This window comes from Kitasatospora sp. NPDC059817 (assembly GCF_042731835.1).
Classification (GTDB): Bacteria; Actinomycetota; Actinomycetes; order Streptomycetales; family Streptomycetaceae; genus Kitasatospora.
In genome coordinates this window covers 1-8,880 of the sequence record NZ_JBHWIR010000242.1, presented here as the reverse complement: position 1 = coordinate 8,880, position 8,880 = coordinate 1, and the positions used below count along the sequence as shown (strand labels likewise).

Sequence of the window (8,880 nt, the reverse complement as noted above, 5' to 3'; positions counted from 1 at the left end):
CCAAAACACCGCCCCCGCCCGGGGGGGGGGGCCCCCCCCCCCCGCGCCCGCCGGGCCCGGGCCCCGGGGGGTGGTGGGGCCCGCCCAGCGCCAGGCGATCGGCACGATCGCCGCCTGGCTGGAACGCTGGCGCGACGGCCACGCCTGGCCGTACTGGATCACCCGCGCCCGCCTGGACGGCACCGTCCGCACGCCGCTGCCCCCTCAGCGGCCGAGCTGGTGTTACGGCACCGCCGGGCTCGCCCGCGCCCAGCAGCTCGCCGCCCTTGCCATTGGGGACCAACGCCTGCGCCACCAGGCCGAAAGCGCCCTCGCCACCGCGCTGGCGGACCCGAAGGCCCTCGCCGCGACCACCGACCTGTCCGCCTGCCACGGCTACGCCGGGCTCGCCCACATCGCCCACCGCGCCGCCGCCGACGCCCTCCCGCGCAACGCGGCCCGCCTGCACTCCGCCGCCGCCTTACTCCTCGACACCACCTACCCACCCCACACCGACCCCGACAAGCAGGCACACCACCTCCTGGCGACGGCAGGACCCGGGTTCCTGGAAGGAGCCGCCGGCACCGCCCTCGCCCTGCTCGCCCCCGCCACCGGCACCACGCCCGCGACCCGCTGGGACACCTGCCTGCTGACCTCCTGACGAAGGAGCCCCTTCGATGACCATCGGTTGGATCCAGCACGACCTCACCTTCGCCGACCCCGCCACCGTCGAACAGATCACCGCCCGCCACCTGGCCCCCGTCCTCGTCCAAGCCCAGAACTCCCGCGTCCTGGAGGACTGGTGGTACATGCGCAAGCAGGGTCTGCGGGTGCGCTACCGCACCGCCGGCCCCGCCCCCGTCGTCACCGCGCTCCTGGACACGCTCGTCGAGGAGGGACGCCTCACCGGCTGGGCCATCGGGATCTACGAACCGGAGACCGAGGCGTTCGGCGGCCCCGAGGCCATGGAGATCGCCCACCGGCTCTTCCACACCGACAGCCGGCACCTGATGGCCCGTGCCACCAAGCCCGACCCGCCCGCACTCGGCCGCACCGAGACCTTCGTCGTCCTGGTCTCCGCCATGCTCCGCGCCGTCGGCCTCGACTGGTACGAACAGGGCGACGTCTGGGCCAAGTTCGCCGCCGAACGCCCCGAGCCGGCCTCCCTCGCCCCCGAGCGCGCCGCCGTCCTGGCCACCGCGATGCGCCGCCTGATGACTCTCGACACCCGCCGACTCACCCGGCCCGGCGAACCGCTCGCCGGGCACGCCGGTTGGGTCGGCGCCTTCGAGAAGGCCGGACAGGACCTCGTCCGCGCGGCCCGCGACGGCCGCCTCACCCGCGGACCGCGTGCTGTCCTCGCCCACCTGCTGATCTTCCACGCCAACCGCGCCGGCGTCCCCGTCGAGCACCAATCCGCCGTCGCCGCAAGCGCATTGGACACCGTCTTCCGTTCCGGTGAGAGCCCCAGGCTCTCGCAGCCCACCATCCGCACAACCACTAAGGTCGCCCACGTGACTACTCTCAGCGACAATGCCGCCGCCCCGAACGCCGAGCAGCTGCGCGACAGCCTCACCGACCGCCTGCTCGCCCAGGGAGCAATCCGCACCGACGTGGTCGAAGCCGCCTTCCGCGCCGTACCCCGCGAGCACTTCCTGCCCGGCTTCCCCCTGGAGGCCGCCTACGCCGACAACCCCACCTACACCAAGGCCGACGGGTCCGGCACCCGGATCAGCGCCGCCTCCCAGCCCGCCATCGTCGCCCTGATGCTGGAGCAGCTCGGCGCCCGGCCCGGCCAGCGCGTCTTCGAGGCCGGGGCCGGCACCGGAGTCAACGCCGCCTATATGGCCACCATCGTCGGCCCCGACGGACACGTGGTGGCCGTCGACGTCGACGACGACCTTGTCGACGGCGCCCGCAAGCACCTCGCCGACGCCGGGATCACCAATGCCGACGTGGTTCTCCGCGACGGCGCCCTCGGCCACTCCGACGCCGCCCCGTTCGACCGGGTGATCGCCACGGTGAGCACCAGCGAGATGCCCACCGCCTGGCTGCAGCAGGTCAAGCCCGCCGGACGGATCGTCCTGCCGCTGCGTCTGCGTGGTACCGCCTCCCGTACCATCGCGTTCGAGCGCGCCGAGAACGCGTGGGTGTCGGTCGACGACCAGCTCGCCGTCTTCATGCCGCTGCGCGGCAGCATGGACGACGCCCGCCGCACCGTCGCCCTCACTCACGAGGGCGACGTCACCCTCCAGGTCCACAAGGACCAGACCGACGCGGTGGACGCCGACCTGCTGCTCGGCGTCCTCGACACCGAGCGCCACGACGTCTGGACCGGCGTCACCATCCCGGCCGGCACCACCTACGAGTACCAGGACCTGTGGCTAGCCCTGCGCTGCCCCAACTCCCTGATGCGGATGAGCGTCACCGGCAACGCCCGCGAACGCGGCGTGAATCCGATGTTCGGCTGGGGCGCCATGGCCACGGTCCACGCCGACTCCCTCGCCTACCTCACCCTTCGCCCCGGAGAGCCCGACGCCGACGGCCGCAAGACCTACGAGACCGGCGTGATCGGCCACGGCCCCTCCGGCGAACTGCTCGCCGACCTGGTCACCGAGGAGATCCGCACCTGGAACACCGGCTTCCGGAGCCGGAAGCCTCGCTTCGAACTTCCCGACACCCCCGCCACTGCAGACCCGAACGCCGGCCGCTTCGTCCTGGACCGCCCCCACCACCCGATCACCGTCATCTGGGAGTAGCCCGCGTGCACCCGACCGGTCCCGTCGCCCGGCGCTTCCCCCTGGTCGCCCGCCACCGGCCCGTGTGTCTGCCCCTGAACGCCCGTGTCGGCCGGCTCTGCGAGCTGGCCGACACGGCCTCCCGGCAGAACGACCCGGCCCTCGCATCCACCGTCTTCAACCAGGCCGCCCTCCTCGCCTCCGACCTCGCCCTTCCCGGCTACGCCCGCGAGCTCTGCCACCGCCACGCCGCCCTCCACCTCAGCCGCGGCCCGCTCCCGGCGACGAGCGCCATCCGCGGCCTGGAGCCGATCGTCAACCTCGCCCGCCTCCACATCCGCGCCGGACACCACCAGCACGGCCACCAGCTCCTCCTCGACCTCTACCGAGCGGTCACCACCTCCACCACGACCTCCCTGGACGGCACCACCGTCCCCGCCCGCCTCACCGAGACCGTCGAGCATCGCCACGAGGTCCGCCAGTGGCTGTGGCGCGTCGTCATCGCCGACGGCACCCGTGCCCTCACCTCTGCCGGCCGCTGGACGGACGCCCTGCACCACATCGAGGAGCACCGCGGCATCGGCCGGCGCATCTTCGACGGCCGCCAGGTCGCCGTCCTCGCCTCAACGACCAGCAACGACCTGCCCGGCGCCCTCGCCCTGCTGGCCGCAACCGAGCCGGGCGAGCCCTGGGAGGACGCCGTCACAGCTGTGCTCACCGCGCTGTGCCGCCCCGGCGACCGGCACGCCGCCGAGACCGCGATCGACCATTGCCTCGCCTTCGAACCGGACGAAGGCCTGGCCGTCTTCACAACCCGCCTCGCCCTGACCGCAATCGACGCCGCCGCCCCGGACACCCCCGCCGCCCGAAACCTGATCAAACAGCTGTCCAGCCGAGCCGGTAGAACGGGCGACGGCTACGCACTACGCGACCTTCTCACCCACCTCGTTGTCCGCGACCGCCTGGACCCCGTCCGAACAGCCGAACTCGAACAGGCGCTCGCCACCTGCGCACTGGGCTCCGCCGCCCTGCCCAAGCCGACCCACGACCGATTGGAAGCCGCCCTCGCCACCGGCCGGGAGGTGCTCGAAAACTCCCCGCTGGGCCCGGGCTTGCCCGAAGGTGCCCCCTTTGGGCCCCTCACCTCAAAAGCACCACGCCCCTGAACCCGTGCCCGCCGCAGCTGCGGTCGCTACGCCCGCGCTCCCCCGTCGTCCCTGCCCATACCGGAGCTCTGCGAGCAGCTACGCCATAGCGGCCCGGTGCGCGTCCTCACGCGACTCTGACCGGAAAAAGCGTGCTCGACCTGCCGAACGCCGCCTCCGACTGGGAGCGACCCTATTCGCAGTATCCCTCGCCGAAGACGAATTCGAGACGACGGGGGTTCGAGCCGGCAGATGACATACTGTGCGCCGCGACTACACAGACCGTGTATCGGCTGACGGCCCAGTTCGAGCCCCGCCGAATCGCTGACTTCTTTCTGGAGGCGGTGTCGTGATGCCCGAAACCCCAGCAATCCCTGCGCCGTTGCTGCTCGTCGACGGGTTCAACCTGCTGTGGGCCAGCACGTTCGGCTTCCCCGTACCGATCCACTCGCGCGACAAGACCCGCGAGCTGACCGGCCTGTTCGCCTTCTTCGCCCTGCTGCGCGCCACGATCCGCGACGACCTCGACGTCGCGCCCCCTGAGGTCCTGGTCGTCTTCGACGGCAAGCACGGCTCCGCCGAGCGCGTGGCCGCCGACCAGGAGTACAAGGCGAACCGTGCGGCGACGCCGGAGGCGCTCAAGCCGCTGCAGTTTCTCGCCCCGGTGAAGGACGGCCTGGACGCGTACGGAATCCGGTGGACCGAGGTCGAGAACGCCGAAGCCGACGACGTGATCGCCACCCTCACGGCCCGGGCCGCGGCCTCCCAGCCGGTCCTGATCATGTCGCGGGACATGGACTTCTACCAGCTCCTCGACGACCGCGTGCGCATCCTGAACCGCTCGCGGAAGTCGTTCCAGCGGATCATCACCGCCGACGAGGTCATCGCCCGCTTCGGCGTCACCCCTACCCAGTGGCCGGCCTTCCGCGCCCTGACCGGCGACAAGTCCGACAACATCCCCGGCGTCCGCGGCGTCGGCCCGAAAGTCGCCGCCACCCTGCTGCGCGACGGCATGCTACTGCACGGACTCCCCGGCTCCGGACGGCTGACCGGCGCCAAGGGCACAGCGATCACCACAGCCTGGGCCGACGTGCTGCGTTGGGAGGCGATGATCACGGTGCGCCGCGACCTGGACCTGTCCCTCGCCCCCCGCGGCGAGGCGAGCCCCCAGCTTCCGAAGCCCGCCGACGTCGTCGCGAAGCTGGGGCTGTGGTGACCGGTGCCTTGCCAGGCTCGATCCTGGCCGTCTTCGCGCATCCCGACGACGCTGAGCTGTGGGCCAGCGCCACCCTCGCCCTCCACGCCAGGCGCGCCGGCGGCTTGTCTGAGGGAGACCTTGTCGCGGCGCTCATCCGTGAGCACCTGCGGCGCGTGGGAATCCCCGGACAGCGCTGACAGTGATTCGCGCATACGGTGTGCCGGGCGGCCCCGGCGCACCGTCTTGCGGGTGCGGTCACGCCGTCGGGGCGGCCTCCCAGGCGCCGTAGCCGCCGATCAGGTCGTAGGTGTGCGGGTGGCCGTGGTGGCGCAGCAGGCTGGCGGCGATGGAGGAGCGGCTGCCGCCGGCGCAGTGGAGGACGACGCGGCGGTCGGTGGGCAGTTCGCCGTGGCGGGCCGGGAGTTCGGCGAGCGGGAGGTGGAGCGAGCCGGGGATGGCGCCGGCCTCGCGCTCGGCGGCGCCGCGGACGTCGACGACCAGTGGGGGCTGCTGGTGGGCGAGTTCCTCGCGCAGGGTGTGCGCGGTGAGGCGGGCAGCCTGGCGCATCAGGTCGGGGTGGGCGAGGAAGAGCTCCTCCGGGTCGGCGAGGTAGCCGGTCACTCGGTCGAAGCCGATCCGGGCCAGGCGGGTGACGAGTTCCGCGCCGCGCTCCTGCGGGGCGATGACCAGCAGTTCGTTCTCCGGCGCGAGCACGGTGCCGGACTGTTCGGCGAAGCGCCCATCGGCAGGGATGTTGAACGATTCCGCGAGGTGTCCGGCGGCGAAGGCGGCCGGGTCGCGGCCGTCCACGACCAGGGCGCCCTCGGCGCGAAGGCGCAGGAAGTCGGTGCCGGTCAGGGGGCGGACGGCGGCCGGGTCGAAGAGTTCGCGCTCGCGGCGGTTGAGGTCGGCGTCGTAGCCGAAGTAGCCGGGGGCGGTGGGCTGTCCGTCGGTGACCAGGGCGACGAAGGCCTGCTCGTCCATCGGCGCGCAGGCGTAGTTGGTGGCGCGTTCGCGGCCGATGGTGGACTGGCGGTCGGTGGAGAGGTTCTTGCCGCAGGCGGAGCCGGCGCCGTGGGCGGGGAAGACGAGGGTCTCGTCGGGCAGGCCCATCAGCTTGTGGTGGACGCTGTCGTAGAGCATGGCGCCGAGTTCGTCGGCGGTGACGCCGGCGGAGGCGAGCAGGTCGGGGCGGCCGACGTCGCCGATGAACAGGGCGTCGCCGGTGAGCACGCCGTACGGGACGGTGTCGTCGGGCTGCTCGTAGACCAGGATGCTGATCGATTCCGGGGTGTGGCCGGGGGTCTCCATGATTTGGAGGGCGACGTCGCCGAGTTCGATCCGTTCGCCGTCGGCGAGCTTGCGGATCGGGTACTCGGTCTCGGCCCGGCGGCCGTAGCCGATCCAGGCGCCGGTGCGGTCGGCCAGTTCGAGGTGGCCGGCGAGGAAGTCGGCGTGGAAGTGGGTGTTGATGACGGCCTCGACGGTCAGGCCGCGGGCCTCGGCATCGGCGACGTACTCGTCGACGTCGCGGCGGGGGTCAACCACGACGGCGCGGCCGGTCCGCTCGTCGGCGATCAGGTACGAGGCCTGGGAGAGGCAGTCGAGGTAGAACTGGGCGAAGTACACGGGGAGCCTCCTGGGCGGCGTCGGGCGCCTCGGCGTAATCTCAATACCCCCACCGGTATGAGCGACAGCATACGGCCCCACGGTCGATACGGGGCGGGGTGTCGCCGAACGGAGTCGATAATACCCCCGGGGGTACTATGGTGGACATCGCGCGGGACCGGCCGCCACCGTCGGAGACGGGTGGCGCCGAGGAGGCGCCCACGCCTCCGGGACGCCCGCCCGGCCCACACCGGACCATCGGAGAACCACATGCCCCCGCTGCCGCCCAACCCCGGGCAGACCACCCCCGCCCAGGCCCACCGGCTCGCCCGCACCGGCGCAGCCGTCCTGCTCGACGTCCGGGAGCGCGGCGAGTTCACGGCCGGCCACGCCCCCGGCGCCCTCCACCTGCCGCTGATCGCCCTGGCCGCCCGCGAACCGCTGCCGCCCGAGGCGGACGGACTGCTCGTCCTGGCGATCTGCCACTCGGGCAACCGCTCCGGGCGGGCGGCGCAGCTGCTCGCCGAACGCGGCGTCGAGGTACTGAACGTCGTCGGCGGCATGGCCGCCTGGGAGCGGGCCGGGCTGCCGGTCACCACGCCGGGCGGCAGCAGCGGCGGCGGCAGCGGCAGCAGCAGTAGCGATGGCGGCGGGAGCTCCAGGGGCGCCGGGGGCGCGATATGACCGCGCTGCTCCTGGCGCTGGCCGCCGGGGCCGTGGTCGGCCTCGCCCTCGGCGGCCTCGGCGGGGGCGGCAGCATGCTCGCCGTCCCCGCGCTGGTCTACCTGCTCGGCTTCAGCCCGGCCCTGGCCACCACGGCCGCCCTGGTGATCGTCGCCGCGACCTCGCTGACCGGCCTGCTCGCGCACGCCCGGGCGGGCCGGGTCCGCTGGCGCACCGGCGCGCTGTTCGCCGCCGCCGGGCTGCCCGCCGCCACGGCCGCCGGGGCGCTCTCGGCGCACCTGCCCGGGGCGCTGCTGACCGGCGCGTTCGCGGTGCTGGCGGGGCTGGCCGCCTGGCGGATGCTGGTGCCGCCGAAGGCCGCCGCGCAGGAACGTTCCGCCGCCGGGTGGGGCCGCTCGACGGCGACCGGCGCTGGGCTCGGCGCGGTCACCGGGCTGCTGGGGGTCGGGGGCGGGTTCCTCGCCGTCCCCGCGCTGGTCTCGGTACTCGCCTTCACCATGGCCGAGGCGGTGGGCACCAGCCTGCTGGTGATCACCGCCAACGCGCTGGCCGCGCTGCTGCCCCGCCTCGGCGCGACCGGCGCCATCGACTGGGCCGTCGCCGCCCCCTTCACCGGGGCCGCAATCCTCGGCGCCTGGGACGGCAAGCGGCTCGCCGACCGGCTCAGCGGGCGCACCCTGCAACGGGCCTTCGCGTTCGCCCTGCTCGGCGTGGCCGCGCTGATGCTGGTCACCGCCCTGCGCTGATGCCGGTCACCGCACCGCGCTGACGCCGGGCGGCCCCGGCTCCCGGCGCGCGCACCCGGAGGGCGAGTCCGGAGGGCGGCAGCCGACCGTGCGCCGACCGTTGACGCAGCTCGGATGAGCATGTGACATTGCACATGTCACTCAGCGCCGCTCGAGGGATTTGAACGTTCAAACCCCTGCCCGCGCACGCCGCCCCGCCCCCTGACGCACCGCCACCCGTCCGACAGGAGAGCCCCCATGCCCCCCACCCGCGCCCCGCGCCGCCGACCGGTCCGCGCCCTGCCCCCGGGCTCAGCGGTCCTGGCTGCCCTGGCCGTACTCGCCGTCCAGGCCGTCGGCGCGGGACCGGCCCGAGCCGACGGCCCGGCCGCGCTGGTCGACGGCGGCGGCTACGTCCTCGGCTCCGTCCTGGACGGCGGCTGCCTCGGCCCGCAGTACGCGCAGTCGGCGGCCGGCACGCCCGTCGTCGGCGCGGCCTGCCAGGGGCTGCTCAGCCAGCGCTGGCAGCTGCACCGCACCACCGACGGCTACCGGCTGGTCAACGCCGCGAGCGGACGCTGCCTGACCCTCGACGGCACCGGGCGGCACCCCGGCACGGCCGACTGCGGCACCGACCCCGCCGCCGAGACCTTCGCCATCTCCCCGGCACCGGGCGGGAGCCACACCCTGGCCGCGCACGGCGCCTGCCTCACCACGGCAGGCGACCGCAGGCAGAACAGCGCAGCAGACCGCGAACAGGACGGCGCCGCCGAGCGCGAGCAGAGCAGCGCAGCGGACCACGA

Annotated in this window: 8 protein-coding genes; 7 read left to right on the top strand and 1 reads right to left on the bottom strand. The window is 73.7% G+C overall.

Features of this window, described 5'->3' with window-relative positions; all coding sequences use genetic code 11:
* The 4 genes from ACFV61_RS32020 to ACFV61_RS32005 form a co-directional block, all read left to right on the top strand.
* Positions 1–640, top strand: a 640-nt coding sequence (locus ACFV61_RS32020) for a lanthionine synthetase LanC family protein (protein ID WP_380495454.1), incomplete at its 5' end; no start/stop codon positions are given.
* Between the two features lie 16 nt (positions 641–656).
* Complete coding sequence (gene fxlM, locus ACFV61_RS32015; protein WP_380495452.1) at positions 657–2,738, top strand: methyltransferase, FxLD system; 2,082 nt, start codon at positions 657–659, stop codon at positions 2,736–2,738.
* Positions 2,739–2,743: 5 nt separating this feature from the next.
* Entirely contained in the window at positions 2,744–3,883 is a 1,140-nt protein-coding gene (locus tag ACFV61_RS32010; protein ID WP_380495449.1) for a hypothetical protein, read from the top strand.
* 361 nt (positions 3,884–4,244) lie between these two features.
* Positions 4,245–5,078 (top strand): 5'-3' exonuclease H3TH domain-containing protein, encoded by an 834-nt coding sequence (locus ACFV61_RS32005; RefSeq protein ID WP_380495447.1) that lies wholly within the window; start codon positions 4,245–4,247, stop codon positions 5,076–5,078.
* 237 nt (positions 5,079–5,315) lie between these two features.
* Here ACFV61_RS32005 and ACFV61_RS32000 read toward each other — a convergent pair whose 3' ends face one another.
* Positions 5,316–6,689, bottom strand: coding sequence for a rhodanese-like domain-containing protein (locus ACFV61_RS32000; protein WP_380495446.1), 1,374 nt, complete (start codon positions 6,687–6,689; stop codon positions 5,316–5,318).
* Positions 6,690–6,938: 249 nt separating this feature from the next.
* Between ACFV61_RS32000 and ACFV61_RS31995 the strand changes: the two genes are divergently transcribed.
* From ACFV61_RS31995 to ACFV61_RS31985, 3 genes are all read left to right on the top strand, one after another.
* Positions 6,939–7,352: a rhodanese-like domain-containing protein gene (locus ACFV61_RS31995; protein ID WP_380495444.1), complete on the top strand. Its 414-nt coding sequence runs from the start codon at positions 6,939–6,941 to the stop codon at positions 7,350–7,352.
* The gene (locus tag ACFV61_RS31990) at positions 7,349–8,098 is read left to right on the top strand and encodes a sulfite exporter TauE/SafE family protein (RefSeq protein ID WP_380373668.1); all 750 of its coding nucleotides are present in this window, start codon (positions 7,349–7,351) and stop codon (positions 8,096–8,098) included. Before ACFV61_RS31995 ends, ACFV61_RS31990 begins: the two co-directional genes overlap by 4 nt.
* 237 nt (positions 8,099–8,335) lie before the next feature.
* A partial coding sequence (locus tag ACFV61_RS31985; protein ID WP_380495442.1) for an RICIN domain-containing protein occupies positions 8,336–8,880 on the top strand: 545 nt, incomplete at its 3' end.

Excerpts from the sequence above, each read along its gene's own strand:
- ACFV61_RS31995 (WP_380495444.1), top strand. The coding sequence starts at position 6,939 with ATGCCCCCGCTGCCGCCCAACCCCGGGCAGACCACCCCCGCCCAGGCC.
- ACFV61_RS31990 (WP_380373668.1), top strand. The coding sequence starts at position 7,349 with ATGACCGCGCTGCTCCTGGCGCTGGCCGCCGGGGCCGTGGTCGGCCTC.
- fxlM (WP_380495452.1), top strand. The coding sequence starts at position 657 with ATGACCATCGGTTGGATCCAGCACGACCTCACCTTCGCCGACCCCGCC.